This is a genomic window from Oceanobacillus manasiensis, from assembly GCF_000724085.1.
GTDB classification, from domain to species: Bacteria; Bacillota; Bacilli; order Bacillales; family Amphibacillaceae; genus Oceanobacillus_B; species Oceanobacillus_B manasiensis.
This window is the reverse complement of the sequence record NZ_CCDL010000001.1, coordinates 1-26,719: the sequence shown is the minus strand read 5'-3', so window position 1 is coordinate 26,719 and position 26,719 is coordinate 1. Positions and strand designations below refer to the sequence as shown.

The 26,719-nt window shown below is 40.2% G+C and carries 26 protein-coding genes, 12 tRNA genes and 1 rRNA gene; 35 read left to right on the top strand and 4 right to left on the bottom strand.

Annotation, left to right across the window (positions count from 1 at the left end; all coding sequences use genetic code 11):
* Positions 1-61 precede the first annotated feature (61 nt).
* From BN985_RS00195 to BN985_RS00180, 4 genes are all read left to right on the top strand, one after another.
* Positions 62-688 (top strand): SDR family oxidoreductase, encoded by a 627-nt coding sequence (locus tag BN985_RS00195; protein ID WP_042220391.1) that lies wholly within the window; start codon positions 62-64, stop codon positions 686-688.
* 276 nt (positions 689-964) lie between these two features.
* Positions 965-1,252, top strand: a complete 288-nt coding sequence (locus BN985_RS00190; protein WP_042220389.1) for a glutaredoxin family protein — start codon at positions 965-967, stop codon at positions 1,250-1,252.
* A 36-nt stretch (positions 1,253-1,288) separates the two neighbouring features.
* Positions 1,289-1,678 (top strand): YppG family protein, encoded by a 390-nt coding sequence (locus tag BN985_RS00185; protein WP_042220388.1) that lies wholly within the window; start codon positions 1,289-1,291, stop codon positions 1,676-1,678.
* A 151-nt stretch (positions 1,679-1,829) separates the two neighbouring features.
* On the top strand, positions 1,830-2,516 hold the full coding sequence (locus tag BN985_RS00180; protein WP_042220387.1) for an alpha/beta hydrolase: 687 nt from the start codon (positions 1,830-1,832) through the stop codon (positions 2,514-2,516).
* A gap of 110 nt (positions 2,517-2,626) precedes the next feature.
* Here the strand turns inward: BN985_RS00180 and BN985_RS00175 are convergent, their stop codons facing one another.
* Positions 2,627-3,484, bottom strand: coding sequence for a DegV family protein (locus tag BN985_RS00175; RefSeq protein ID WP_042220386.1), 858 nt, complete (start codon positions 3,482-3,484; stop codon positions 2,627-2,629).
* Positions 3,485-3,562: 78 nt separating this feature from the next.
* Complete coding sequence (locus BN985_RS00170) at positions 3,563-4,474, bottom strand: DMT family transporter (protein ID WP_042220384.1); 912 nt, start codon at positions 4,472-4,474, stop codon at positions 3,563-3,565.
* Between the two features lie 395 nt (positions 4,475-4,869).
* Between BN985_RS00170 and BN985_RS00165 the strand changes: the two genes are divergently transcribed.
* Positions 4,870-6,333 (top strand): DEAD/DEAH box helicase, encoded by a 1,464-nt coding sequence (locus BN985_RS00165; protein WP_042220383.1) that lies wholly within the window; start codon positions 4,870-4,872, stop codon positions 6,331-6,333.
* 435 nt (positions 6,334-6,768) lie between these two features.
* On the opposite strand, the gene BN985_RS00160 is transcribed toward BN985_RS00165, so the two are convergent.
* A complete protein-coding gene (locus tag BN985_RS00160; protein ID WP_042220381.1) occupies positions 6,769-7,524 on the bottom strand; it encodes a rhomboid family intramembrane serine protease in 756 nt (251 codons plus the stop codon).
* 163 nt (positions 7,525-7,687) lie between these two features.
* Between BN985_RS00160 and acpS the strand changes: the two genes are divergently transcribed.
* The 16 genes from acpS to BN985_RS00080 all read left to right on the top strand — a co-directional run bounded on the left by acpS (position 7,688) and on the right by BN985_RS00080 (position 21,141).
* The gene (gene acpS / locus BN985_RS00155) at positions 7,688-8,062 is read left to right on the top strand and encodes a holo-ACP synthase (protein ID WP_042220380.1); all 375 of its coding nucleotides are present in this window, start codon (positions 7,688-7,690) and stop codon (positions 8,060-8,062) included.
* Positions 8,063-8,106: 44 nt separating this feature from the next.
* Complete coding sequence (locus BN985_RS00150) at positions 8,107-9,624, top strand: bifunctional ADP-dependent NAD(P)H-hydrate dehydratase/NAD(P)H-hydrate epimerase (protein WP_042220379.1); 1,518 nt, start codon at positions 8,107-8,109, stop codon at positions 9,622-9,624.
* Positions 9,625-9,680: 56 nt separating this feature from the next.
* On the top strand, positions 9,681-10,697 hold the full coding sequence (locus tag BN985_RS00145; protein WP_042220378.1) for a LolA family protein: 1,017 nt from the start codon (positions 9,681-9,683) through the stop codon (positions 10,695-10,697).
* Between the two features lie 603 nt (positions 10,698-11,300).
* Positions 11,301-11,492 carry a hypothetical protein gene (locus BN985_RS00140; RefSeq protein WP_042220377.1) on the top strand — a complete coding sequence of 64 codons (192 nt, stop codon included), beginning with the start codon at positions 11,301-11,303 and terminating at the stop codon, positions 11,490-11,492.
* Positions 11,493-11,555: 63 nt separating this feature from the next.
* The gene (gene alr, locus BN985_RS00135) at positions 11,556-12,683 is read left to right on the top strand and encodes an alanine racemase (protein WP_042220376.1); all 1,128 of its coding nucleotides are present in this window, start codon (positions 11,556-11,558) and stop codon (positions 12,681-12,683) included.
* A 166-nt stretch (positions 12,684-12,849) separates the two neighbouring features.
* Positions 12,850-13,134, top strand: a complete 285-nt coding sequence (locus tag BN985_RS00130; protein WP_081779446.1) for a CopG family ribbon-helix-helix protein — start codon at positions 12,850-12,852, stop codon at positions 13,132-13,134.
* A gap of 3 nt (positions 13,135-13,137) precedes the next feature.
* Positions 13,138-13,497, top strand: coding sequence for a type II toxin-antitoxin system PemK/MazF family toxin (locus tag BN985_RS00125; protein ID WP_036577165.1), 360 nt, complete (start codon positions 13,138-13,140; stop codon positions 13,495-13,497).
* Between the two features lie 291 nt (positions 13,498-13,788).
* Positions 13,789-14,658 carry an RsbT co-antagonist protein RsbRA gene (locus BN985_RS00120; protein ID WP_042220374.1) on the top strand — a complete coding sequence of 290 codons (870 nt, stop codon included), beginning with the start codon at positions 13,789-13,791 and terminating at the stop codon, positions 14,656-14,658.
* A 4-nt stretch (positions 14,659-14,662) separates the two neighbouring features.
* The gene (locus BN985_RS00115) at positions 14,663-15,019 is read left to right on the top strand and encodes an STAS domain-containing protein (protein WP_036577167.1); all 357 of its coding nucleotides are present in this window, start codon (positions 14,663-14,665) and stop codon (positions 15,017-15,019) included.
* Positions 15,020-15,022: 3 nt separating this feature from the next.
* A complete protein-coding gene (locus tag BN985_RS00110) occupies positions 15,023-15,424 on the top strand; it encodes an anti-sigma regulatory factor (protein ID WP_042220372.1) in 402 nt (133 codons plus the stop codon).
* A 126-nt stretch (positions 15,425-15,550) separates the two neighbouring features.
* Positions 15,551-16,564 (top strand): PP2C family protein-serine/threonine phosphatase, encoded by a 1,014-nt coding sequence (locus BN985_RS00105; protein ID WP_042220371.1) that lies wholly within the window; start codon positions 15,551-15,553, stop codon positions 16,562-16,564.
* A gap of 111 nt (positions 16,565-16,675) precedes the next feature.
* A complete protein-coding gene (locus BN985_RS00100; RefSeq protein WP_042220370.1) occupies positions 16,676-17,008 on the top strand; it encodes an STAS domain-containing protein in 333 nt (110 codons plus the stop codon).
* Complete coding sequence (gene rsbW / locus BN985_RS00095) at positions 17,008-17,484, top strand: anti-sigma B factor RsbW (protein ID WP_042220368.1); 477 nt, start codon at positions 17,008-17,010, stop codon at positions 17,482-17,484. The genes BN985_RS00100 and rsbW overlap by 1 nt, the downstream gene beginning before the upstream one ends.
* Positions 17,456-18,247, top strand: coding sequence for an RNA polymerase sigma factor SigB (sigB, locus tag BN985_RS00090; RefSeq protein ID WP_042220367.1), 792 nt, complete (start codon positions 17,456-17,458; stop codon positions 18,245-18,247). The genes rsbW and sigB overlap by 29 nt, the downstream gene beginning before the upstream one ends.
* Positions 18,244-18,858, top strand: a complete 615-nt coding sequence (locus BN985_RS00085; RefSeq protein ID WP_042220366.1) for a protein phosphatase 2C domain-containing protein — start codon at positions 18,244-18,246, stop codon at positions 18,856-18,858. Before sigB ends, BN985_RS00085 begins: the two co-directional genes overlap by 4 nt.
* A gap of 117 nt (positions 18,859-18,975) precedes the next feature.
* On the top strand, positions 18,976-21,141 hold the full coding sequence (locus BN985_RS00080; protein ID WP_042220365.1) for a Tex family protein: 2,166 nt from the start codon (positions 18,976-18,978) through the stop codon (positions 21,139-21,141).
* Between the two features lie 90 nt (positions 21,142-21,231).
* On the opposite strand, the gene BN985_RS00075 is transcribed toward BN985_RS00080, so the two are convergent.
* Positions 21,232-22,695, bottom strand: coding sequence for a catalase (locus BN985_RS00075; RefSeq protein WP_042220364.1), 1,464 nt, complete (start codon positions 22,693-22,695; stop codon positions 21,232-21,234).
* A gap of 182 nt (positions 22,696-22,877) precedes the next feature.
* Between BN985_RS00075 and BN985_RS00070 the strand changes: the two genes are divergently transcribed.
* The 14 genes from BN985_RS00070 to BN985_RS00005 all read left to right on the top strand — a co-directional run bounded on the left by BN985_RS00070 (position 22,878) and on the right by BN985_RS00005 (position 26,621).
* Positions 22,878-23,342: a SprT family protein gene (locus BN985_RS00070; protein ID WP_042220362.1), complete on the top strand. Its 465-nt coding sequence runs from the start codon at positions 22,878-22,880 to the stop codon at positions 23,340-23,342.
* 186 nt (positions 23,343-23,528) lie between these two features.
* Positions 23,529-23,603 (top strand) — tRNA-Asn (locus BN985_RS00065).
* 3 nt (positions 23,604-23,606) lie between these two features.
* Positions 23,607-23,697 (top strand) — tRNA-Ser (locus BN985_RS00060).
* 9 nt (positions 23,698-23,706) lie between these two features.
* A tRNA-Glu gene (locus BN985_RS00055) sits at positions 23,707-23,778 on the top strand.
* A gap of 32 nt (positions 23,779-23,810) precedes the next feature.
* Positions 23,811-23,887 (top strand) — tRNA-Asp (locus BN985_RS00050).
* 5 nt (positions 23,888-23,892) lie between these two features.
* A tRNA-Gln gene (locus BN985_RS00045) sits at positions 23,893-23,967 on the top strand.
* 173 nt (positions 23,968-24,140) lie between these two features.
* Positions 24,141-24,216 (top strand) — tRNA-Lys (locus tag BN985_RS00040).
* 15 nt (positions 24,217-24,231) lie between these two features.
* Positions 24,232-24,313: transfer RNA gene (locus BN985_RS00035), tRNA-Leu, on the top strand.
* Positions 24,314-24,357: 44 nt separating this feature from the next.
* Positions 24,358-24,441: transfer RNA gene (locus tag BN985_RS00030), tRNA-Leu, on the top strand.
* A 19-nt stretch (positions 24,442-24,460) separates the two neighbouring features.
* Positions 24,461-24,537: transfer RNA gene (locus tag BN985_RS00025), tRNA-Arg, on the top strand.
* 5 nt (positions 24,538-24,542) lie between these two features.
* A tRNA-Pro gene (locus BN985_RS00020) sits at positions 24,543-24,619 on the top strand.
* A gap of 52 nt (positions 24,620-24,671) precedes the next feature.
* Positions 24,672-24,745: transfer RNA gene (locus tag BN985_RS00015), tRNA-Gly, on the top strand.
* Between the two features lie 17 nt (positions 24,746-24,762).
* A tRNA-Ile gene (locus BN985_RS00010) sits at positions 24,763-24,836 on the top strand.
* Positions 24,837-25,057: 221 nt separating this feature from the next.
* Positions 25,058-26,621 (top strand): 16S ribosomal RNA (locus BN985_RS00005).
* Positions 26,622-26,719 lie beyond the last annotated feature (98 nt).

Sequence of the window (26,719 nt, the reverse complement as noted above, 5' to 3'; positions counted from 1 at the left end):
GCTTCTTTTTAATTCGGATACATAACATTATAGGATTTTTAAAAATTGAGGAGGCGTTTATGTGCGTGTGTTAGTTATTGGAGCAAATGGCGATGTAGGTAAAAACATCGTAAAAAATATAAAGAATACAGAAGATCACGAACCAGTAGCCATGGTAAGAAAAGAGGAGCAGCTCGGTTACTTTAATGATTTAGGTGTGGAAACGGTTTTGGCCGATCTAGAAGGTGACTTTGAGAAAGCCTTTAATCAAATAGACGCCGTCATTTTTGCTGCTGGATCTGGACCTGACACAGGACCTGATAAGACGATAATCATTGATCAAGAAGGAGCAATTGAGGCTGCAGACCTTGCTGTTAAAAACGGTGTGAAGCATTTCATTCTCTTAAGTTCTATGGGAGCAGATCAGCCTAAGGGAGCTTCTAAAGGTAAACATTATTTATATGCCAAACATCGTGCGGACCTTTATTTAACATCCACTACACTGAATTATACGATTGTGAGACCAGGGGCTTTAACTGATGAGCCTGGAAATGGGAAAGTGAATTTACAAGAGAGTGGTACAGAATTCGGCGAAATCCCAAGAGAGGATGTTGCGTCTGTGCTCGTCCACCTTTTAGCAAAGAAAGAAGCAAAAGGAAAAATATATGAGCTTGTGAGTGGCTCTACGAAAGTAGCCGACATTTTATAATATTTAAATGAAAGGTGGGCCTGCCACTCCTTAAGGGAAGTGGTGGGTTTTTTATTCCACCTTAACTGGGAATAAGACCGCACAAAATCAAGTTTCACATCATTTTTTTAAAACACCCTAGAACCTTTGATTATGTTTTGACCTCTTTCTGTTAGAGGCACAAATAGGGCATAACATTATATGTTCTATGTTTCAATAATGTTACAATGAAGTTTCAATTATAAAAAAAGGGGAACAGGTAAAAAGTAGTACATAATTACTAGCGGAGGTATCATCATGACTAAAGGCAAAATAAGTGTTTATATAAGTGAAAACAACAAAGATTGTGATCTAGTTTTACAACTTTTAGATAAAAAATCTGTCCCTTATGAGGTTAAAAATGTCACGAAGCACCCAGAAAACATGAAAGATTTACAAAGACAAGGCATCTATGGCACACCTGCGACGTTTATTGGGGACGAAAAAAATCCCATTCTTGGATTTCAAGAAGAGAAGATTAACCTTACGCTAGGAGTGTTAGACAAAAATTACCTACTTAACACGAATTCTAGTCACGATGCATAGTATATACCAGTCAACATGAATAGGGGGTATGTACTTATGTATCATCGGCCTTATGATCAATATAATAATCACTTCCATAACAATTACAACATGGGAATAAGCGAATTACAATATCAGCAACCAAATAACATTCCACCAAACAATGCAGCATATCAATCCACTCCATTTCACACACCATATGCATATTTTGCCAAGCCACCGCAGCCTGTAGATTGGCCGAAGTATATGCAGACAAATTCCCCAATTAATGCACAAACCCAATCAGATATAGGTACAGGAAGCAATGCAAACGAATTTCCTCAGAACGGGGGAGGGCAGTTTGACTTAGATAAAGTCTTATCAACAGTAGGTCAAATTGCAAACACTTACCACCAAGTGTCGCCAATTGTAAAACAGTTTGGAAGCGTAATGAAGCTTTTTAGGTAGCCAGCTTAAAACCTTGTCTCCTCTTTATAGATACATTGGAAAATATATGTATCAATGGAATGATAAAAATTCGTTTTATGTAGAAATCGGTAATACTTTGTATTTATTAAGGGTAAAAGAAGGGTAGAAGCGGAAGAAGAGGAGAATCTTTATGATAGGATGTTTAGTAATACACGGGTATACAGGTGGCCCTTATGAAGTAGAACCATTGGTGAATTACTTGCATGAACATACGGATTGGCACATTGAAGTACCTACACTTCCTGGACACGGAAGGCAGCTTGATTTAAAAGGGAAATCCCATAAAAGCTGGATTGGGGAAGCAGAACAAGCACTTAAAGGATTATTAGAAAAGTATGAGACCATCTATCTCATCGGTTTTTCAATGGGTGGTATGATTTCCGCTTACCTTGCTGCAAAGTATAAAGTAGACAAGCTTGTCCTACTAGCTCCTGCAGGTAAGTATCTGTCTTTTAAACAAATTGCCGTAGATGCTGGGGGGTTTGTTTCAGATGGATTAAGAGGGAAACTAGGGAGCAACAATCTTTATAAACATTACCGAAACAAATTAGGACGGGTCCCATTTAAAGCCAACCTGGAGTTTTTAAAATTAGTTAAGTTTACTAGAGGATACTTAAAGAAAGTAGAATCTGAAGTACTTATTGCCCAAGGTCAGATGGATGGTATGGTACCGTATAAAACCGCATACTACCTGGACAAAGAGATCACTTCTGAGCAAAAAGAGGTAGTGTTTTTTGAAAGATCCCGGCATCTTATATGCCTAGGAGACGACAAGGAGACCTTGAACAGTATGGTATTCCAGTTTCTAATAAAATAACAATGCATATTAAAACGAGACAGCATACGTTCAGCTGCCTCGTTTATTAGTATTTAAAACAAAGTGTCATCTATTGCTATAATAGATAACACTTTGTTTTGTTCAACTATTTATTTCTCTTCAAAGAAGGAAATGACGAGTGCTCCTTCGCCACCATACGTAGAAATAAGTGGGCCAGCTTCTGTCAAATAAGCATCTTTAAAAGGATAAGACTTCCGAATATCCCCTAATACACTTTTGGCACGTGTTTCTGCATTGCAATGCGTCATGGAAATAACTTTGTTCTCCACATTTTTTGTATATTCGCCAATCTGCTCAATAAATCGACGAATTGATTTTTTATCACCACGAACTTTTTCTGACACCTCAATGGAGCCTTCTTCACTTGCTTTCATTAATAATTTAATATTAAGTGTTTTAGCGATGGTTCCTTTCACTTTATCCAGACGACCACCCAAGACTAAGTTATCTAATGTCTTTAATATAAACAGGGTTGCAGTCTGTTCAACACGTTCCTCGATATGCTCTACTAACTGTGAAAGACTATAGCCTTCTTGAAGTTTTACTTTGGCTTCATGGAGATGCAAAGCAATGCCGCAAGAGGCTGTTTTTGTATTTATTACCTCTATTTTACGATTTGGTTCTTCTTCAAGCAGCAATTTCTTTCCAGCAACTGCATTCTCGTAAGTACTACTAAGCCCTTTGGAAAGGCTCAGCATTAAGATAGGTCGGTCAGCGTCGACCTTTTTAAAAGCCTCATAAAAATCATGTGGACTAGGTGCAGCGGATCGAGGAAGTTCGTTGTTTTCTTTGATCTTGTTATAAAAGGTTGTAATATCTAGGTCTACCCCGGTTTGATATTGTCCATCGGGAAAGTGTAAATAAAGTGGAACGATGATTAAGTCCAGCTGGTCTTGAAGACGCTTTGGAATATCTGCTCCCCCATCAGTCATTAATTGAATGTTCATAGTATCACCCATTTCCTAAAAAGTAAGGTACAGCAAGTATAGCAGTTGATATACTGCTTTCATATAAACAAAAATAAGTTAATTGCTCTCTTTTTGTGCGATTGTCACAGAAGATTTTCTTGACGTGCTTAATATAAAGAGAAACAAACCAAAAATAACAATAGTTCCTCCCAGAAATTGAGATCCAGTTAGCTTCTCATCTAGAAGTATATAAGCTAAAATAGTGGCGCCAACAGGCTCAAAAACAATACCCATAGATATAGTAGATGTACTTAACCATTTTAATGCCCAATTAAATAAGGTATGACCGAAAAAGGTTGGCACAATTGCCAAGGCAAGAAATAACCCCCAGTGGTTAGCTGGATACCCAAAAAAGGGATTCTGAACAGCGAGGTTGTAAAGCAAGAGTGTAATGGAGCTAACACCGTATACAACAAAAGTATAGGTCATTAAAGAGACATTTCTCCTTACACGTTGGCCAAATAAGAAATATACGGTGACAGTGACAGCGCCAAGTAATGCTAAAATATCACCAAACAGTGCCATGCCACTAATTTGAAAGTCACCCCAGCTTATTATGATGCTTCCTAATAGGGCGATGAACATACTAATTATAGCTCCTGGTGAGAACCGTTCTTTAAAAAATAAATAAGTACCCAAAAAAGCGAATATGGGCTGTAATGTCACGAGCACTACAGAGCTTGCCACAGAAGTATAGTTTAGTGACTCAAACCATAAAATAAAATGAAACGCGAGAAAAACACCTGCCATTATAGAGAAAAGCCAGTCCCGTTTTTCAATAAGTCGAAATTCATCTCGGTACTTCAGTAACACTAATGGACTCATGATTAAAACTGCGAATAACAGGCGGTAGTTCGCAATAATTGCTGCAGGAGCTTGGTCTGCTAATTTAACCAAAACGGCTGAGGTTGAAACAGAAATGACACCGATTACAACGGCGACATATGGGTTAAATGGGGGAAGACGCATCATAACCCTCCCTAACTTATTAAGAATGCTTTTATGACAAGCTTTTCTTTGTGTTCTAATTATTTTACCACGGACCTTGTAAAAAATCACATCTGCAAATTAGTATCATGATAAATAATATGTTATGATAATATTTGCATGAGTTTTCGAGTGAGGCCTCTTACCAGAAATTGGTGATGCCTTTTTTGTACTTTAGGGAAAGTATAAAAATAATGATACTTTTAAATCGAATTTAAAATATAATGTGAGAAATTTCCTTCATATAGCCGTCGCAGTGAGAATGGAACGTTTGCTGTTTTAAACATGCGGGTAGATTATTTTCAAACTAAAGTATAAGAAAAATCCAAGGCCTCTTTGACGAATAAATTTTTACAGAAAAAGGAGTAGAGGAATAGGTGACAACATTTAATGAACTAGGTATTTCCAGTCCCATCATGAAAGCATTAGAAAAAATGGGTTTTGAAGAAGCAACCCCAATACAGGCGGAGACCATTCCACTTGCAATGCAAGGGAACGATGTAATTGGACAAGCTCAAACAGGAACAGGTAAGACAGCGGCGTTTGGTATTCCAATGATCGATAAAATTGATTCCAAACAACGTAAAATTCAAGGGCTAGTTGTAGCACCAACTCGTGAGTTAGCTATCCAGGTAGCAGAGGAACTAAATCGTCTTAGTAAATTTAAAGGAGTACGAGCTTTGGCTATTTATGGCGGTTCGCCTATGGATAGACAGATTCGTGCGCTTAAGGATGGTCCACAGATCGTTGTAGCGACACCGGGTAGATTGCTTGACCATATGAGAAGAAAAACGATCCGTATCAATATGGTACAGACTGCTATATTGGACGAAGCAGATGAAATGCTTAACATGGGATTCATTGATGACATCCGTGATATTTTGAAAGGTATTCCTGAAGAAAGACAAACTTTGCTTTTCTCAGCGACTATGCCTAAAGAAATTCGTGATATTGCTACAAACTTAATGAATGACCCGAAAGAAGTTAAAGTAAAAGCAAAAGAAATGACTGTAGAGAATATTGATCAATTCTTTATCGAAATACCTGAGAAGTTTAAATTCGATACACTGAACAATCATTTAGATATCAATGCACCTGAGTTAGCTATTGTGTTTAGTCGTACGAAGAAGCGTGTAGACGAAATCACAGAAGGATTACAAGCAAGAGGTTATCGTGCTGAGGGAATTCATGGTGATTTGACGCAAGGTAAACGTATGTCCGTATTGAACAAATTCAAAGGTGGACGTGTTGATGTCCTTGTTGCAACTGATGTAGCAGCTCGTGGACTAGATATCTCTGGTGTTACGCATGTATATAACTTTGACATTCCACAGGACCCTGAAAGCTATGTCCACAGAATTGGACGTACAGGGCGTGCAGGTAGAACTGGTGAAGCGATCTCCTTCGTTACACCGAGAGAGATGTCACACCTTCAATTGATTGAAAAAGTTACGAAAAGCAAAATGAAACGTCTGACTCCACCGACAAATCATGATGCTCAAAAAGGTCAACAGCAAGTTACTGTTGAGAACATCCTAAAAACAATTGAAGAAAAAGACTTAAAAACATATCATGAAGCAGCTAATACGCTGTTACAAGAACATGATTCGATTTCTGTTGTTGCTGCTGCACTGAAGCTTATGACGAAGGAAAGACGTGATACACCAGTACGTATTTCATCAGTCGCTCCTATTAGTGTCAAAAAAGCACAGAATTCAAATGACCGTCGTTCGAATAACAAACGTTTCTACGGCAAACGCAACCAAGGTGGCGGTGGCCGCAACCAAGGTGGAAGAAACAACCGTAAAGGGAACTTCCAAAAACGCAGAAACCGCGACTAATTAACAAAAGCGAAAAGCGCACGTTTTTAAGGAAGGCCGACTAAGTTCGACCCGTCCTGGGTCAACGTCGGCATGACCCGGGTCCTCCGGGCCCACGTACGAACTGGACTGAACCGTAGGAGATAAAGGAAACATGCCCCTGCAAAAGGGGTATGTCGGCGTTGGCCGACAAGGCCGTTTTTAGTCGACCTACTATATTCCTGGAAGCCGATGTTGACTTTCACCCTCCGGGTATAAGTGCGACTAAGCCTCTGGTTATTACCAATCGGCAAGTCTTCTTTATTGTACGAAGGTGAGGGAAGTTGCGCTAGTCGCTGTGCGCTTTGAACTAGACGAACAAAAGCGAAAAGCGCACGTTTAGATAAAAGAACTTGAAAAAAGGTTACATCACATTGTTGTGATGTAACCTTTTTTTATAGAGATTTACATTAACTATTATAATATACGACTTAGCAGACCAATGAGAGCTAGTAAACCAATAATAATCCAAATGGCATTCTTTTTTACATTCGAAGGAACTCGCTTCTTCTTCCATCTATTTGGATCAAATTGTACTTCATCATCGTCGCGGTAGCGGCGCTGCCATGGCGAGTATGGACTTGTCTGACGTAGGACAAGTGGTGCGATAACAAACCCACCAATAAACCCGAAAATGTGTGCATAAACATTAATGTTTGGTCGAAGAAATGTCATGATCAATCCGATTACGAGGATAACCGTGATCATTTGGGAACTTTGATAATCGATTAAATGCTTGCGAAAAGCTTTCATGAAAATATAGATTCCAAACAACCCAAAGACCGCCCCTGATGCCCCAACGTGCATATAAAATGCATGTCCTAGAATAAAGCTAGCAATATTGGCAACGACCCCGGCTCCTACATATGCAATGATAAATTTAACTTTGCCAAGCATTTGTTCTAGTGCAGGACCAAAAAGCACGAGGGAAAATGAGTTGAACAACATATGCATTAAGCCAGCATGGAAAAACATTGGCGTGATAAACCTCCAATATTCTCCTTGGGCAATATGGTAGTTACTACCAGCTCCAAGCTGATAAAGAGTATCTCCAATTGGTAGTGAAAGAAAATCGTGAATTAACCATAATATAATATGAATGATGATAATAGTGGAAACAACAGGGTAGAATTTAATAAATTCTGTTATACTTCGTTCATTCCGAATAAACATGACGTCCTCCTCAATTATAATTAAAACGTTAGTTGGTTTTGTAGGTAGGGTATTATTATAGTGTAGTTCATTATAATGAATCATATGACCAATAATAGCGTACTAAAATATAGGATGAATGTGCAACAATAAGGTTTTTACAGAGTGAAAGGACAGGTAGTAGATGATTAAAGGTATTGGAATCGATTTGATAGAACTGGATAGGATTGCGCAAAGCTTGAAAAACAGTGATCGACTTGCTAAAAGAGTACTGACCGAAAATGAGTTGGAAATATTTTATTCCTTTCCACTGGAAACAAGAAAAGTTGAATTCCTAGCAGGTAGATTTGCTGCCAAGGAAGCTTTTGCAAAAGCAGTAGGCTCCGGAATTGGCAAATTAAGTTTTCAAGATATGGAGATACTGCCCCAAGAAGGTAATGCACCTGTCTTTCGTGCTACAGGCTATCAACATAATAGGATATTTATTTCCATTACACATAGTAGGGATTATGCAGCCGCTCAGGTGGTGATTGAAGCAGATAACACCATGCATAATTGATAAGGTTGTCTCATATATTTTAGTGCGGGTAGGAGGGAACAGTTTTGTATATTGTCACCGCAAAAGAAATGTACGATATTGACAAGTATGCGATGAACACGGCAGAAATAAATGGCAGCATGTTAATGGAAAATGCGGGTAGAGAAATGGCCCTAAGAGTAAGTGCCATGCTTGATATTGATCAGACCGTATGGATCTTGGTTGGCTCAGGTAACAATGGCGGCGATGGTTTCGTTATTGCTAGGACCTTATTGAATGCTGGATATAAGGCTACCGTGCTTCAAGTTGTAGAGGACGAGAAGATTACCGGAGATGCGGCTTATCACAAGCATCTTTACTTGCAATGTGATGGTAAGGTCATTCCAACTGCCAGGGTTGAAGAAGTGCTGAAAGGGCTTGATAAAAAAGACGTTGTCGTGGATGCTATGATAGGGATTGGAGTGAAAGGGCCTTTACGAGAGACGCTGAAGGCTGTTGTGAGGCAGATTAACCAAATGGAGAATTTAATTATTTCAGTAGATATTCCAACAGGTTTGCCGGCGGATGAAGGGGAAGCAGATTTTACTGCTGTACAAGCTGACCATACCTATATCTTTGGTGCAATCAAGCAAACGGCGTTTATTCAGCATACTGCTCCGTATTATGGTGCCTGGGAGTGTATCTCCATCGGTTTCCCTAACAAGGCGTTTGACCAGGCAAAGAGGGAGCGTAAAGTGTGGACAGAAACGACATTCCAAAACACTTTTCCTACTCGTAGCAAATACGACCACAAAGGCGATCATGGCAAAGGATTGATTATCGGAGGCTCTTCTAATATGCCAGGTGCATTAGGGCTCACTACACGATCCGCATTGCGTTCGGGTGCAGGCCTTGTAACGGCAGCAACTACAGATACGGTTATTCAGCGGATCGCTTCCTTTTGCCCAGAAGCTACATTTCTTACATTACCGGAAGAAGATGGACATCTTCAGAATGGTCCCGACATTGACTTTGATGCGTATGATGCCGTGGCAATAGGCGTTGGAATGGGGCGCAATGCATCTTCTAGCCCTTTGTTTAGACAAGCAGTTACAGCAAAAATTCCGCTTATCATTGATGGGGATGGACTAGCCCATTTGAAAAATGATATAGAGGTGCTTGATGGGAGAGAAGAGCCGACCATCTTAACACCCCACCCGGGGGAAATGGCAATGCTTGTTGATGTATCTGTAAAGGATATATTGATGCGTCCTTTTCATTTTGCTGAAAAGTTTTCTACTGAACACAACGTATACGTCGTTCTTAAAGGAGCTTTTACAATTATTTCTGCCCCCGATGGAAAGCAGGCAGTGAATATCGCCGGAAACGCTGGACTCGCAAAAGGTGGGAGCGGTGATGTGCTAACAGGAGTGTCGCTTACAATGATCATGCAGGAACAATCCATTTTTGAGGGACTTTGCAATGCCTGTTTTGTTCATGGAAAATCCGCTGATTTATTAGTACAAAAATCGCATTCCCAGCACGACTTGCTTGCTTCCGACGTTGTGGATGGCGTTTCACTTGTTTATCGTACATTTTTATAATATTGCGTGACAATGTTCCCTAATGTTTCTACTGAGACAAGGGAGATATGATGTCAATGAAAAGAATGCTTGGTATTTTTATTGTTATGGCAGGATTTGTATTTTTGCTAGCGGCTTGTGGTGAAAAGACTCAGGAGGATGTACTAGCAGATTTAAAAGATACAATGGACAGTATGGAAGGTTATAAGGCAAAGGCCGAGATGAGCATGAATACAGGGCAGGAAGATCAGAAGTTTGCAATTGATATTTGGCATAAAAAAGAAGACATGTTCAGAGTAGCTTTAACAAATAGTATGGATGAAAAAGGTAGTCAAGTCATTTTGAAAAATGAAGATGGTGTGTTTGTTTTAACGCCAGCTTTGAAGAAAAACTTTAAATTTCAATCAGATTGGCCTGAAAATAGTAGTCAGCCATATTTATATCAGTCCCTAGTGAATGATATTCAAAAAGATAAAGAAGCAGAATTTGAAACAACAGATACACATTATATCTTTAAAACGAAAACAAACTATCAAAGTAATAACAATTTACCTTACCAAGAGATCCACTTTGATAAAAAATCATTAACCCCTGTTGAGGTTAAAGTACTGGATAAAGACAAAAACTCATTAGTGGAAGTTAATTTCTCTAGCTTCGAAAAAGACGCTAGCTTTGCAGAAGATGATTTCAGTATGGAGAAGAATATGGCTACCAGCACAGAAGTGGATGAAGCTGTCTCAGGAAATGTAGAAAACAATGCGTTAACAGTATCTTTGCCGACATTTTTGGCTGGCGCTGAGCTAGAACAGAAAAAAGAGGTAGACTTAGATAATGGAAAACGTGCCATCCTGACCTTCTCTGGAGAAAAGAATTTCACACTTGTACAGGAAAAAAGAGATGTTTTACCTACCATGTCCTCTCCTCAGGAAGTGAAGGGCAACATCATTAATTTAGGTCACACGGTGGCAGGATTGTCGAATAATACACTGGAATGGTCCTATAATGGTGTTGATTATATCCTAGCTAGTGATGAACTGACCAAAGAAGAGCTAATCCAAGTAGCACAATCTGTCCAAGGTCAAGAAGTGAAGTAGAATGAGATACACGGAAGCAGACTCGTCAACAGGAGAGGGGGTCTGCTTTTTTGTTTTGCTTTTTTTGGAGGAACAAATGCCCGGCGACTAATGCAACTCTCTTTTCTTTCTGTAAAAGAGAATTTCATATTTATGAAATCGAGAGGCACAGTCCTATTGATAAACCGAGGCGAAGTTATCGGACAGCATGAACTACACTAGGATGGATTTATGACGTGCAAAAAGGCAGAGGGAAACCTATGGAAATGTACGTCATCCAGGTTATGACGTTCAAAAGGCAGAGGGAATCCTATGGAAATGCACGTCAACCAGGTTATGACGTTCAAAAGGCAGAGGGAATCCTATGGAAATGCACGTCATTAAGGTTATGACGTTCAAAAAGGAGAGGGAACCCTGTGAAAATGCACGTCAACCAGGTTATGACATGCAAAAAGGAGAGGGAGACCTATGAAAATGCACGTCAACCAGGTTATGACATGCAAAAAGGAGAGGGAGACCTATGAAAATGCACGTCAACCAGGTTATGACGTGCAAAAGGGAGAGGGAATCCTATGGAAATGCACGTCAACCAGGTTATGACGTGCAAAAAGCAGGAGGAAACCTATGGAAATGCACGTCAACCAGGTTATGACGTTCAAAAAGGAGAGGGAAAACTATGGAAATGCACGTCACAAGGTTATGACGTTCAAAAGGCAGAGGAAATCCTATGAAAATGCACGGCATCCATTTCTAGTCAATGCTATGCAAAAACGTGTCTTCGTAGTCGGCGTTCCATTAATATCTATTCATCATTGACACGTATGTATGGAAAGGAAATAATAGAAAGAAACATTTATAGAATATAGGGAGGCTTCTCAGTTGAATCGGGCTTTAATCAGACCAACATGGGCAGAAATAGATTTAGAAGCAATTACACATAATATTAAAGCAATGATCCAGAGGCTGCCTGAAAGGACAGAAATAATTGCAGTTGTTAAGGCAAATGGATATGGGCATGGTAGTGTTCAAGTTGCCAAAAGGGCCCTTGAGTCCGGAGCCACATCGCTAGCGGTAGCTTTGCTTGAAGAGGCGTTAGAACTGCGAGAGGCGGGGATTGATGCTCCTATTCTTGTATTGGGGTGGGTTCCGCCAGAAGCGGCAGCCATAGCTTCTAAGCATCATATTAGCCTGACATTCTTTCAAAAGGATTGGCTAGATCAAGTAAGCAGGTTAGATCTTAACGGCGAAACATTACAACTCCACCTAAAGATTGATACTGGGATGGGGAGGATAGGGATACGTACCAATGAAGAATTACGCGAGATATTATATGCATTAAATGACAAACCAAGCATATATTTAACAGGAGTGTACACTCATTTCGCGACGGCTGACGCACAAAATCTTACCTATTTTCATAAACAAAGAGAACGGTTTTCGAAAATGCTGGCTGAGCTGAAAGAACTGTGGTCAGGAGAAGTGGCCATTCATATTGGAAATAGTGCGAGTGCGATTCGTCTTCCAGAGGGCATGTATGATTTTGTGCGCTATGGAATATCTATGTATGGACTATATCCATCCCAGGTGGTGAAGGAAGAGCAGGCAATTAATCTGAAGCAGGCCTTCTCACTCCATAGTAGGCTTGCTCATGTAAAGCAAATTGAGGCTGGGGATGCGGTTAGTTATGGATTGACCTATAGTGCTGAAAAGACGGAATGGATAGGAACAATACCGATTGGGTATGGCGATGGGTGGATACGCAAGTTTCAAGGATTTTCCGTACTTGTAGATGGGAAGAGGCAGCCCATTGTGGGAAGAATTTGTATGGACCAAACGATGATTCGTTTAGATCGTGAATATCCTGTAGGGACTAAAGTTACATTGCTTGGTTCTCAGAATGGTTCATTTATTAGTATGGATGAAGCAGCATCCTATCTAGATACCATTAATTATGAGATACCCTGTTTACTGAATGAAAGAATTCCACGCATTTATAAGGGTAGATAAAAAGGGTCTACCAAAGCTTTATACCACAATTTAATAATATTAAACGACAAAACAAGCGAATTTCATTACTTTTTTTCAAGAACCCTTTGCAAACGCCCAGGTTCAATGATATTATTAAAAAAGAGTTTGATTATGTTCGTTCAACAGTTGGCGGAGGTGCATGGTTTTGTCAGAGAGTTTACAAGAAGTCTTGGTAAAGATACCTAAAAACCTGTTAAATGAGGTGGATGGATTAATGAAACATGAAAACAGTGATTTGAGCGATTTCATCTGTCAGGCAACAAGAAACTTTTTGGAGCATAAGAGAGATGAACACATTCAGCAATTTCATGAAACAATGCAACGAGGCTATGAAGAAATGGGCCGCATTAATCTAACAATTGCTTCGGAAGCTTTTCAAGCTGAAGAGGAGGCTGAAAACACCTTAGAGCGCTCTGTGATCGGGGTGTAAACGTTGATCGTTCAAAGAGGCGAAGTATACTTCGCTGACTTATCCCCTGTAGTTGGATCAGAGCAGGGAGGCGTCCGCCCAGTATTGATCCTACAAAACGATATTGGAAATCGGTTTAGTCCAACTGTAATTGTTGCCGCAATTACAGCACAAATTCAAAAAGCCAAGCTGCCAACACATGTTGAGATTAATGCCAAACGGTACGGATTTGATCGCAATTCCGTAATATTGTTAGAGCAAATACGTACATTGGATAAGCAGCGGCTTACTGATAAAATAACAAAACTTGATAATGAAATGATGAAAAAGATAGACCAGGCACTAGAAATTAGTCTTGGTTTAAAAGATATGTACGGTCAGTAGAGATACCCTTGTTTAATAAGACGAGGGTATTTTTTAATGGGAAAAATAGTGAGAAATTAAGTTGCTTTGGGTTTGGGAATTCACCAACACGCCCACAATCCTCCAAAAACTCTGTGTTTAAAAGTTCCCTGCAATAGGAGAATTAATGGTTTTGGCTTAATAGAATGTAATTGATTGTGTTACAATAATACAGAAAAAGTATTAATGTAAGATATTTTGATAAATCTATACAAAATAAGCATTAATATAATAGGGCAGGTATAAGATAACAGGGAATTTGGGGGGATAAAGATGGATCAAAAATTTAAACAAACAGCAATTGAGAACAGTGATTCAATTGTACAAATGTGGATGGAAGAAATTAATTCAATAAAAGATGGAAACTATACTGCAAGCATATCGGACGAGCTGTTTGAAAGTACAAACAGAGAATTTGTGAATGTTATTTTTACAAGTATTAAAAGCCAAGGCTCAACCAAGGTGGTGGAGGATTTTTCCGAAAAAATTATTAACCTCGGATGGCCGCTTAGTTACATAACGGACGGTTTACAGGTTTTTCGCAGGGTAACAGTTGATTATATCCTCGGTCAGTCGGAAAAAATAGATTCCTCTTATATTTCAGAAGTGATTAAAAGTGTAGATGCATGGGTAGAGCCATTGATTCGTCAACTAGTGAACGAATACTCTGGTAGCTGGGAACATATTGTGTCCCTTCAGCGTGTGGCGTTACAAGAGTTGTCTGCACCACTAATCCCGGTGATGGATCGAATTACGGTGATGCCGTTAATTGGTACAATTGATACCGAACGCGCTAAATTAATTATGGAAAACCTTCTAGAAGGTGTGATCAAGCATAACTCAGAAGTGGTTTTAATTGATATCACGGGTGTGCCGGTTGTCGATACCATGGTTGCGCATCATATCATTCAGGCGGCTGAGGCTGTACGTCTTATCGGGTCAACTTGTATTCTTGTTGGAATTAGACCTGAAATTGCTCAGACTATTGTGAACCTGGGCATTGATTTAGGGAAATTCCCAACAAAGAGCTCGCTCAAAAAAGGTTTTACAAAAGCATTAGAAATCACGGGCAGAGAAGTTGTTGAGCATGAACGAACAGAAGAAAATATAGAAAAGCTCATTAATTCTTTAAAAGGAGAGTGAAATCATGCGTATACCGATTTTGAAATTGCATAATTATCTGCTCATTTCGATTCAAACAGAGATTGATGATAATACGGCAATTCAGTTTCAGGAAGACCTATTAAGCAAAATCCACCAGAGCGGAGCGACGGGCGTTGTGATTGATCTAACGTCTGTAGATATTATAGATTCCTTTATTGCTAAAGTATTAGGGGATGTTGTGACGATGTCAGACCTAATGGGGGCGAAAGTAGTTCTTACAGGAATTCAGCCAGCGGTTGCCATGACGCTAATCGATTTAGGAATTCATTTAAAAAATGTCCCAACAGCACTGGATTTAGAACAAGGTTTAATTAAACTCTACCAGGAACTGGGGGAATAACGAATGAATCCCCAATCTTGTGTGAATATACAAAAAGAGTGGGATATCGTTGGGGCAAGACAACTCGGCAGGGATATAGCCAAAAAAATTGGCTTTGGAACCGTTGACCAGGCAAGAATTGCAACTGCGATATCAGAATTAGCTCGAAACATATACTTATATGCCGAAAACGGGCAGATTTGTTTTGAAGTAATAGACAACATTAATCACAAGGGTATTTCTATGGTTGCCATAGATAATGGGCCGGGGATTACTGATGTCAGCAAAGTAATGGAAGATGGCTATTCCACATCGGGTGGTTTAGGAGCAGGTCTTCCTGGAGTTAAGCGTCTAATGGATGAGTTTGATTTACAATCAGAAGTAGGTAAAGGTACTAGAATTAAAGCTGTAAAATGGGTCAGATAATTATTAATGTAGTAAACTGAATGAAAGAGAAGAATGCTTTTTTCTTTCAAAAAGGGGGTGTGTGCAGCTTTTTGTGGTACACACTTCTTCTCTTTAAACTGCTGTGGTTTTCCGAGGAGGGATAAAATGGACAATATGATAAAGGTAGATGCAGCTACTTACAAGGACTTAATGAAACATTATATTGAGACACAGGATGAACAGTCCCTTTACGGTGTAGAGCAGGTTAGTAAAGCATTTATTAAAAACAATATTTTACCAGAAGAGATTGTTAACCTTCATATTCAGGCATTGGCAGAACTATATCCCGATATGCTTGAGGATTTCCAACATTCAATGGATTTCCTACTAGAAGCCATGATTGCTTATGGTATGGCACATCAAGAATATCAGACATTGCGGGAGAAACAAAATGCGTTAAAATCAGAAATTTCGGTTGCCGCAAGTATGCAGAAAACACTGCTTGGAACGAAAAAACCCACTATTGAAGGACTTGATATTGGTGTGATCAGTGTACCGGCTCATCAAATGAACGGAGACTATCACCATTTTGTTAAAGGTAAAGATGGTTCTCTTGGAATAGCGGTTGCAGATGTAATTGGAAAGGGTATTCCAGCAGCGCTTTGTATGTCGATGATCAAGTATGCCATGGATAGTTATCCAGAGGAATCAATGACACCTAAGGCTATATTAAAAAACCTTAATAGGGTAGTCGAACGAAATGTAGACCCAAGCATGTTTATCACCATGTTTTACGCACAGTATATTCCTGCTAGTAATATTTTGCAGTATTCCTCTGCCGGTCATGAACCTGGTTTCTATTATAATGCTTCTACTGATTCCTTTACCGAGATTGAATCTAAAGGACTTGTTCTCGGTGTATCACCTGCAACGGAATACAATCAATATGAATTAAAAGTAAATCAAGGCGATATGGTCATCCTCTTGACTGATGGAGTTACAGAGTGTCGAGATGGTGAAAGGTTTATTGAGACCGATGAAATTTTAGATGTCATTAAGCTCTATTCACATCTACCTTCACAAGAAATGGTTACACAGGTATATAAACACTTTGAGAAACTTCAAGATTTTGAGCTAAGAGATGATTTTACCTTATTGATTTTGAAACGAGAGGTTTAATTTTCTGGAAAAAGGGTAAACAAAGTGTAATGTAATAAATTTAGGCTGGAGTGATGCCTTCTTAAGGTCAATCATTCATACATAACCAGGCCGAATTTCTAGGAGGAACTTATGAATTTAGTTATCGATGTAGTCGAAGAAAATAATAAGTCAGTAGTAAATCTTTCAGGAGAAATTGATGCTTATACAGCGCCGAATCTAAAAGAGTCACTCCTCCCGTTAACCCAAAAAGAAGGGAACGCAGTAGAGGTGGATCTGGGTAATGTCAATTACATGGATAGTACAGGCCTAGGTGTTTTTATTAGTGCACTAAAATCAACTAAAGAGAATGATAGCAAATTGAAACTTGTTAATATACAGGACCGCGTGTTACGACTGTTCAAGATAACGGGGCTGGATGAAATTATGGACTTAAATTCAACAATTCGGGGTGTGACGGAGTAATGGAAAAATTTGACTTTATTGAGATGAAGGTTCCTGCAAAGCCGGAATACGTAGGTGTAATACGTTTGAGTATCTCTGGTATTGCAAATCGCATGGGTTTTTCCTATGAGGATATTGAGGATCTGAAGGTTGCGATATCCGAAGCAATTACAAATGCAGTTACACACGCCTATCATGAAAATGATGAAGGGGAAGTAACGGTAGGATTTGCAGTGTATGAGAACCGACTTGAGGTAATGGTTGCGGATCACGGAGGAAGCTTTAACTTAAATGAAATAAAAGACGGTATTGGCCCGTACAAAGACACAGAGTCTGTGGAAAACCTACGTGAAGGTGGTTTCGGTCTGTTTCTAATAAATACGTTAATGGACAAAGTTCAAATTAACAATAATTATGGTGTTATCATCCTGATGACAAAGTATCTAAATGAAACAGAGGTGGACTTAGATGACGACCAAATCTCAACCACACAATAGCGGACGAGATGAGGTTTACCAATGGATAGAGTTTCTGCAAAAAGAACCAAAGGATGAAGAGGTTCAGGAAAAGATTGTTTTAACATATACAGACCTTGTGGAGTCTATTGCCAGAAAATATTCTAAAAACAGCACGATTCATGAAGACTTGGTACAAGTAGGTATGATTGGATTATTAGCTGCGGTTAGAAGATACGACCCGACCTTTGGTAAATCATTTGAGTCTTTTGCTATTCCAACAATTATTGGAGAAATAAAACGGTTTATACGCGATAAAACTTGGAGCGTTCATGTACCGCGTAGAATTAAGGAACTTGGGCCAAAGATAAAAAAAGCAATTGATGATTTAACTACAAGTACACAAAAATCCCCTACTGTACGAGAAATTGCAGACTATCTCGAGGTTTCGGAAGAGGACATTCTTGAAACGATGGAGATGGGAAAAAGCTATAAAGCACTCTCTGTTGACCGTAAAATTGAAGCAGATTCAGATGGAAGCACTGTAGCAATTCTTGATTTAGTTGGTAATGAAGAAAATGGTTATAACAACATTGATCAAAAAATGCTACTCGAAAAAATTATGCCGATCCTCTCTGAAAGAGAACAACAAATCTTACAATGTACGTATTTTGACAATATGAGTCAAAAAGAAACTGGCGAACTATTGGGGATTTCTCAAATGCATGTGTCCCGCCTTCAGCGTCGCTCTTTACGTAAGTTAAGAGAAGCAATCCAGGCTGAAAGTACGGAGGTTTTCGATTGAGCGAAAGTATAGTAGATGTTTCCGTCTTCCAAAAAGCTAAAAAAGGGAAATACCACTGTGGGGATAGCTACTTTTATAAGGAAACGGAAAAAGAGTTTGTATGTGCGATAGCCGATGGATTAGGTAGTGGCGAATTTGCTAAGGAATCATCACAAATTGTCATTGATATTATTCAAGAAAATAGCTCCACGAATATCCAGCATTTGATAGAGAAGTGTAATGAGCAGCTTCAAGGAAAACGTGGTGTGGTGCTAGGAGTTTTGAAAATCGATTTTAATTCATCTACGTACTCCTTTTCCTCGATTGGGAATATATGTATTATGACAATAACAGATGATAAAAAAAGAAAACGTAATATTCCAAATGCTGGTTACTTGGCTGGATATCATCGCCCGTTTAAGGTTGAGCAGAATAAGTTAGATGATAAGATGAATTTTGTCATGTTTTCTGATGGGGTTAGTGATAAAGAGCTTTCTAAAAAATATTTAACGAATGAAGATGTTGCTACGATTACGAAGACATTTGAGTATATAAGTGAACCTGACAGAGAAGATGATACAACATTGATTGCAATTAGATATGATGCAGATAAAAGGAAGGCAGGCGAATAAAATAACTGTCTTCCTTTTTTGTATGAAGTAAGGTTAAGACTTGTATTCATCTTAATGTAAGTTATGAAAACCTAACTTAATTTGATACACTATATATGGTGTAAAGGAGGAGTTATATTGACTGAAGCATATAATCAAGACCTTATTCAATGGGTCTCAAAAGAATCAAGCGTAAATACGAATATTGTAAACAAAGTAATTTCGTTATTAGATGAAGGCAATACCGTTCCGTTTATCGCTCGTTATCGAAAAGAAATGACTGGCGGTTTGGATGAGGTACAAATAAAAACGGTTCAAGATAAATGGACGTATGCTGTTAATCTTTCGGATAGAAAAGAAGAAGTACTCCGGATTATTGAAGAACAGGGAAAGCTTACAGAAGAGCTACGTAAAGAGATAACACAAGCAACCCAATTGCAGCGTGTTGAAGATCTTTATAGACCTTATAAGCAAAAAAGAAGAACAAAGGCGACAATCGCAAAAGAAAAAGGGTTGGAGCCACTTGCTCTTACTATTTGGAAGCAAGAAAATATGGAAGCTGTGAAGGAAGCAGACCAATACGTTTCGGAAGAAAATGAAGTACATACAGTAGAGGATGTTCTTGCAGGTGTAAATGACATTTTAGCTGAATGGATTTCGGATGATCCAGAATATCGTGATCATATCCGAGAAGAAACCTTTAAGCGAGGAACAGTACAAGCAAAAGCGAAAAATACAGAACTAGACGAAAAACAGGTCTTTCAAATGTACTATGACTACAGTGAATCTGTCAGATCCATGGTTTCACATCGTATTCTTGCACTGAATCGTGGTGAAAAAGAAGGGGTTTTAAAGGTTGCGATTGAGCCCCCAATTGAAGGGATCACCCGTTATTTGCAAGAGCAGATTATCCGCAGATCTGTCACAGGCGCGGTAAGAGAAATTCTGGAACGTGCAGTAGAAGATAGCTACAAACGACTTATTCAGCCATCTATTGAAAGGGAAATCCGAAACGCTTTATCGGAAAAAGCGGAGGATCAAGCAATTGATGTATTTTCTAAAAACCTGAAAAACCTTCTATTGCAACCTCCTTTAAAAGGAAAAACCATTCTCGGAGTGGATCCAGCTTTTCGGACGGGTTGTAAGCTTGCAATTGTAGATGAGACAGGAAAAGTACATGAGGTTAGTGTCATGTATCCAACTGCCCCTAAGAATGACGTAAAAGGTGCAGAAAGAATTATGCTGTCGTTTATTAAGAAATATCAAATTGAGCTTATTGCAATTGGAAACGGGACAGCATCAAGAGAGACGGAGCAATTTGTAGCAAGTGTGATAACAGATAATCAGCTAGATATCCCGTATATTATTGTAAATGAAGCAGGTGCCAGTGTGTATTCCGCATCTGAACTTGCAAGGGAAGAGTTTCCTGACTTACAAGTAGAAGAGCGAAGTGCTGCTTCAATAGCAAGACGTGTGCAGGATCCATTAGCCGAGCTCGTTAAAATTGATCCAAAATCAATAGGTGTTGGTCAGTATCAGCATGATGTAAGTCAGAAATCCTTGAACGAATCATTATCATTTGTTGTGGAGACTGCAGTAAACCAAGTGGGAGTTAATGTTAATACGGCCTCATCTTCCCTTTTACAATACGTAGCAGGTCTAAGTAAAACCGTAGCTAATAATATTATTAAACAGCGGAACGAGCAAGGGAAGTTCGCAAATCGTAAACAGCTTAAAAAAATTCCACGTCTTGGTGCCAAAACGTATGAGCAAGGGATTGGATTCTTGCGTATTGTTGATGGAGATCATCCATTAGATCGCACGCCAATACACCCGGAAAGTTATCCGCAAGTGCAGGAGCTTTTACAATTAGTAAGTAGCAACATGGATGATATAGGGACAGAAGAGCTACGTTCAAAACTAGCAACGGTAGAAAAATCATCTGTTGCAGATCAATTGGGGATCGGTCAGCCAACATTAATCGATATTATGAATGCATTGAGCAGACCAGAGCGCGACCCGAGAGATGATTTCCCACAACCATTATTGAAAAAGAATGTTCTTTCATTAGAAGACCTGAAGCCAGGAATGGAAATGCAAGGGACGGTTCGCAACGTAGTAGATTTTGGAGTGTTTGTGGATATTGGTGTAAAACAGGATGGCTTGGTCCATATCTCAAAAATGGCAAACAAGTTTGTTAAACATCCAATGGATATTGCATCTGTTGGAGATGTCGTAACTGTCTGGGTTGAACAAGTAGATAGTGATAAAGGACGGATTGCCTTATCCATGATTGAAGCATAATAAAACGCCGGATAACTCTTAAAAGAGCTATCCGGCGTTTTTGTGTAGTATGGTGATGAAAAAAGAGTTTAAAGTACTTTCTTTAGGTAATTAACGTACGCTTTCTGGAACAGCTAGTCCAAGCCCTTGGGCAATTCTTTCGCCCCATTCAGGGTCAGCTTTATAGAAGTGCTCAATTTGACGCAGTTTAATTTCTTCTTTTTCTACAGGCTCCATGTGACCTACAAATGCTTTGATTAGACGATCTTTTTCATCAGCACTCATTAAGCGGTATAGATCGCCTGCCTGAGTGTAATGATCCTCACTATCATAAGGCACACTGTCAGCTTGGCCGTGTACTTCAAATGGAGTAGTTTTAGCTGTAATATCTTCAGCAGGGCCATTTTGGCTGTTTGGTTGGTAGTTAGGTGTGCTACCACCATTACCGTTTACACTCATAAAGCCATCGCGTTGGTAGTTGTTTACTTCATTTTTTGGGCGGTTAATTGGAATTTGGTGATGGTTGCCACCAAGACGGTAACGGTGCGCATCAGAATATCCAAATAAGCGACCTTGAAGCATTTTATCAGGTGAAGCTTCAATTCCTGGTACGAATTGACCTGGAGAGAATGCAGCCTGTTCTACTTCTGCAAAATAGTTTTCAGGATTGCGATTTAACACCATACGGCCAACCTCGATACGTGGGTAATCTTTCTTAGACCAAACCTTTGTAACATCGAATGGATCCCATTTATAATCCTTCGCATCTTCTTCAGGCATAATTTGTACATAAAGCTTCCATGCAGGGAAATCTTCATTTTTAATTGCGTTAAAGAGATCTTCTGTATGGTAATCAGGGTTTTCCCCAGCAAGTTTATCAGCAAGTTCAACATCTAAGCCTTTTACACCTTGTTCACTAATGAAGTGGTATTTTACCCAGAAAACTTCTCCTTGAGCATTTACCCACTTAAATGTATGGCTTCCATAACCATTCATATGACGCAATGTAGCAGGAAGACCTCTATCACCATGAAGGTACGTAATTTGATGTAATGATTCTGGAGATAATGACCAGAAGTCCCACACCATATTTGGATCTTTTAGATGTGTTTGTGGATGACGCTTTTGTGTATGGATAAAGTCAGGAAATTTAATCGCATCGCGAATGAAGAAAATAGGTGTATTGTTACCTACTAAATCATAATTCCCTTCTTCTGTGTAGAATTTAACTGCAAAGCCACGCGGGTCGCGGACAGTATCTGCTGAGCCGAGTTCCCCTGCAACAGTAGAAAAGCGAATAAACATATCTGTGTGTTTTCCTGCTTCACTTAGGAAATCTGCTTTTGTATATTTAGAAATTTCGTCGTTTGTAACTTCAAAGTAGCCATGTGCTCCAGCGCCCTTAGCATGAACAACACGCTCAGGTATACGTTCTCTATTAAAATGTGCAAGTTTCTCAAGTAAATGGAAATCCTGAAGTAAAGTTGGTCCATTATGGCCAGCTGTTACTGAATTCTGGTTGTCGCCAACGGGAGCCCCGGCAGCAGTAGTGATATGGTTATTATTATTACTCAATGTTTATTCCCCTCTCTAAATTTAAATTAGACTTTCTACTTTTTATTATAATATAAACCAAATAAAAATCAATATTTAATTAAAATGATTTTAATTAACAGATAAAAAGTAACAATAATACTTATTTAAGGAATGCTCATATGTTAATATGTATCTATATATTACAAGATTGATATAAAGGAATTGAAATAATGACAGAAAAAGAACTATACACATTAGTAGAAGAATTATCAAAAGTGTATTTTAAACGCTCCTTTATAGATAAGGTGTGTTTTAATAATAGATTAAGAACAACTGGTGGACGCTATATTCCAGCAAAAAGGGTTATTGAGATTAATCCCAAGTATCTTGAGGCAGGAATGGAAGAATTTAAGGGGATTATCAAACATGAACTTTGTCACTACTTTCTTCATATAGATGGGAAGGGGTATAAACATGGGGATAAAGATTTTAAGCAACTGCTAAAAGAAACAGGATCTCCAAGGTTTTGCAATCCTTTGCCCTTCCAAAAAAATGAATACCATTATCAATATGTTTGTAAATCATGTAAGCAGGTATATAAAAGAAGAAGAAGGGTTAATGTAAAGAAATACAGATGCGGGAAATGTAGAGGGGTATTACAATTAATGTCGACAAGTAAGGATTAAAGAAAGAGAAAATGCTAAAAGAAAAAAGTTAACATAAGTTATTGACGAATGATGTCATCCATGGTAAATTAAATAAGCTAATAAATTACATAACAACACATCAAAAAAATGTTTTAAAAAAGTGTTGACAACAAATCGCAGTTGTTGTATGATATTAATCGTTGCGAAAAACGCAATTCACATTATTCCACAGTAGCTCAGTGGTAGAGCTATCGGCTGTTAACCGATCGGTCGTAGGTTCGAATCCTACCTGTGGAGCCATACGGAGAAGTACTCAAGTGGCTGAAGAGGCGCCCCTGCTAAGGGTGTAGGTCGTGTAAGCGGCGCGAGGGTTCAAATCCCTCCTTCTCCGCCATTAATTAATGGCCCGTTGGTCAAGCGGTTAAGACACCGCCCTTTCACGGCGGTAACACGGGTTCGAATCCCGTACGGGTCATCTTAATTAAAATGTAAAAAGAAACAAGGTTGGGTCCGGTAGTTCAGTTGGTTAGAATGCCTGCCTGTCACGCAGGAGGTCGCGGGTTCGAGTCCCGTCCGGACCGCCAGATGTTGGGCCATAGCCAAGCGGTAAGGCATCGGGTTTTGATCCCGTGTACCCCAGGTTCGAATCCTGGTGGCCCAGCCATTTTTTAAGAAAGACCTATAGTAAGTAGTATTGTAAAATGTACTATTTAATAAATAGTATTTTTTTATTCCCCTTTTTACTGAAGGGTTTATAAAAAAAGAGCCAACTTTCAACACGACGAGCACACAAAAATAAAATTTAACTTCCTAATATGGGAGTATTTCATTAAGTAAGAGCCATTAGCTCAGTTGGTAGAGCATCTGACTTTTAATCAGAGGGTCGAAGGTTCGAATCCTTCATGGCTCACCATTTCAAATATATCATGCGGGTGTGGCGGAATTGGCAGACGCGCTAGATTTAGGATCTAGTGTCTTCGGACGTGGGGGTTCAAGTCCCTTCACCCGCATTAAACCATATGGTTTATAGAATAAAGAAGTGTTTAAGATCTATGCGGTCGTGGCGGAATGGCAGACGCGCTAGGTTGAGGGCCTAGTGGGTGAATAACCCGTGGAGGTTCAAGTCCTCTCGGCCGCACTTTTATTGAAAATATCATGCGCCCGTAGCTCAATTGGATAGAGCGTTTGACTACGGATCAAGAGGTTAGGGGTTCGACTCCTCTCGGGCGCGCCATTATACGGGAAGTAGCTCAGCTTGGTAGAGCACATGGTTTGGGACCATGGGGTCGCAGGTTCAAATCCTGTCTTCCCGACCATCGAAGTATTATATAACAATAGATTTGAAAACAAGTTACTTTATATATATTTGCGGGTGTAGTTTAGTGGTAAAACCTCAGCCTTCCAAGCTGATGATGAGGGTTCGATTCCCTTCACCCGCTCCATAATTCATTTACCATATGGGCCTGTAGCTCAGCTGGTTAGAGCGCACGCCTGATAAGCGTGAGGTCGGTGGTTCGAGTCCACTCAGGCCCATTGAATCACATAAAAAAGTGTTGACACACTTTCTTGGCTGTGATATTCTTATTAAGTCGCCTTTTGAAGCGGCGTATTAAATTGCTCTTTGAAAACTGAACAAAACAACTAGTATGTCAAGGGAAAACAGATATTCTGTTTTTCGAAGAAATACAAGCAGAAGCCAGTATTCTGCGAAGGCTAAGACAGATTGTGTTGATTGGTGTCAACATGGTACAAACTTTTTGGAGAGTTTGATCTTGGCTCAGGACGAACGCTGGCGGCGTGCCTAATACATGCAAGTCGAGCGCAGGAAGCAAGCAGATCCCCTTCGGGGGTGACGCTTGTGGAATGAGCGGCGGACGGGTGAGTAACACGTGGGCAACCTGCCTGTAAGACTGGGATAACCCCGGGAAACCGGGGCTAATACCGGATAATACTTTTCTTTGCATAAAGGAAAGTTGAAAGGCGGTTTCGGCTGCCACTTACAGATGGGCCCGCGGCGCATTAGCTAGTTGGTGAGGTAACGGCTCACCAAGGCGACGATGCGTAGCCGACCTGAGAGGGTGATCGGCCACACTGGGACTGAGACACGGCCCAGACTCCTACGGGAGGCAGCAGTAGGGAATCTTCCGCAATGGACGAAAGTCTGACGGAGCAACGCCGCGTGAGTGATGAAGGTTTTCGGATCGTAAAACTCTGTTGTTAGGGAAGAACAAGTCGGGTAGTAACTGACCCGGCCTTGACGGTACCTAACCAGAAAGCCCCGGCTAACTACGTGCCAGCAGCCGCGGTAATACGTAGGGGGCAAGCGTTGTCCGGAATTATTGGGCGTAAAGCGCTCGCAGGCGGTCCTTTAAGTCTGATGTGAAATCTCGCGGCTCAACCGCGAACGGTCATTGGAAACTGGAGGACTTGAGTACAGAAGAGGAGAGTGGAATTCCACGTGTAGCGGTGAAATGCGTAGAGATGTGGAGGAACACCAGTGGCGAAGGCGACTCTCTGGTCTGTAACTGACGCTGAGGAGCGAAAGCGTGGGGAGCGAACAGGATTAGATACCCTGGTAGTCCACGCCGTAAACGATGAGTGCTAGGTGTTAGGGGGTTTCCGCCCCTTAGTGCTGAAGTTAACGCATTAAGCACTCCGCCTGGGGAGTACGGCCGCAAGGCTGAAACTCAAAAGAATTGACGGGGGCCCGCACAAGCGGTGGAGCATGTGGTTTAATTCGAAGCAACGCGAAGAACCTTACCAGGTCTTGACATCCTCTGCTATTCCTAGAGATAGGAAGTTCCCTTCGGGGACAGAGTGACAGGTGGTGCATGGTTGTCGTCAGCTCGTGTCGTGAGATGTTGGGTTAAGTCCCGCAACGAGCGCAACCCTTGATCTTAGTTGCCAGCATTAAGTTGGGCACTCTAAGGTGACTGCCGGTGACAAACCGGAGGAAGGTGGGGATGACGTCAAATCATCATGCCCCTTATGACCTGGGCTACACACGTGCTACAATGGATGGAACAAAGGGAAGCAAAACCGCGAGGTCAAGCAAATCCCATAAAACCATTCTCAGTTCGGATTGCAGGCTGCAACTCGCCTGCATGAAGCCGGAATCGCTAGTAATCGCGGATCAGCATGCCGCGGTGAATACGTTCCCGGGCCTTGTACACACCGCCCGTCACACCACGAGAGTTGGTAACACCCGAAGTCGGTGAGGTAACCTTTTGGAGCCAGCCGCCGAAGGTGGGACCAATGATTGGGGTGAAGTCGTAACAAGGTAGCCGTATCGGAAGGTGCGGCTGGATCACCTCCTTTCTAAGGATAGAAACGGAACGCCGAGGATTCTCTTCGGAGAATCTTCCGGTAAGGATATACTAGTTGTTTGGTTCAGTTTTGAGGGAGCAATTCTCTCA